Annotated in this window: 1 rRNA gene; it reads left to right on the top strand. The window is 52.5% G+C overall.

Annotated features, from left to right (window positions below):
- A 23S ribosomal RNA gene (locus ACFPRA_RS24960) occupies positions 1-1,068 on the top strand; the annotation flags it as partial.

Below are 1,068 nucleotides of genomic sequence, written 5' to 3'. Positions count from 1 at the left end.
ATCCATTCTCTCCAGAGTGGATCCTGAGTACGGCGGAACACGTGAAATTCCGTCGGAATCCGGGAGGACCATCTCCCAAGGCTAAATACTCCCTAGTGACCGATAGTGAACCAGTACCGTGAGGGAAAGGTGAAAAGCACCCCGGAAGGGGAGTGAAATAGAACCTGAAACCGTGTGCCTACAAGTTGTCAGAGCCCGTTAATGGGTGATGGCGTGCCTTTTGTAGAATGAACCGGCGAGTTACGATTCCATGCAAGGTTAAGCAGTGAATGCGGAGCCGCAGCGAAAGCGAGTCTGAATAGGGCGAATGAGTATGGGGTCGTAGACCCGAAACCAGGTGATCTACCCATGTCCAGGGTGAAGGTAAGGTAACACTTACTGGAGGCCCGAACCCACGTACGTTGAAAAGTGCGGGGATGAGGTGTGGGTAGCGGTGAAATTCCAATCGAACCTGGAGATAGCTGGTTCTCTCCGAAATAGCTTTAGGGCTAGCCTCAAACGAAAGAATCTCGGAGGTAGAGCACTGTTTGGACTAGGGGCCCATCCCGGGTTACCGAATTCAGACAAACTCCGAATGCCGATGATTTATGTTTGGGAGTCAGACTGCGGGTGATAAGATCCGTAGTCGAGAGGGAAACAGCCCAGACCACCAGTTAAGGTCCCCAAGTATTCGTTAAGTGGAAAAGGATGTGGCGTTGCCCAGACAACCAGGATGTTGGCTTAGAAGCAGCCATCATTTAAAGAGTGCGTAATAGCTCACTGGTCGAGTGGCGCTGCGCCGAAAATGTACCGGGGCTAAACGAATCACCGAAACTGTGGATTGACACCTTTGGTGTCAGTGGTAGGAGAGCGTTCCAAGGGCGTTGAAGCTGGACCGTAAGGACTGGTGGAGCGCTTGGAAGTGAGAATGCCGGTATGAGTAGCGAAAGAAGGGTGAGAATCCCTTCCACCGAATGCCTAAGGTTTCCTGAGGAAGGCTCGTCCGCTCAGGGTTAGTCGGGACCTAAGTCGAGGCCGAAAGGCGTAGACGATGGACAACAGGTTGATATTCCTGTACCACCTCCCCGC

Source organism: Sporosarcina soli (assembly GCF_042655805.1).
Lineage (GTDB): Bacteria > Bacillota > Bacilli > Bacillales_A > Planococcaceae > Sporosarcina > Sporosarcina soli.
Note: the sequence above shows the minus strand (reverse complement) of the source record. Positions and strands in the feature narration are given on the sequence as shown.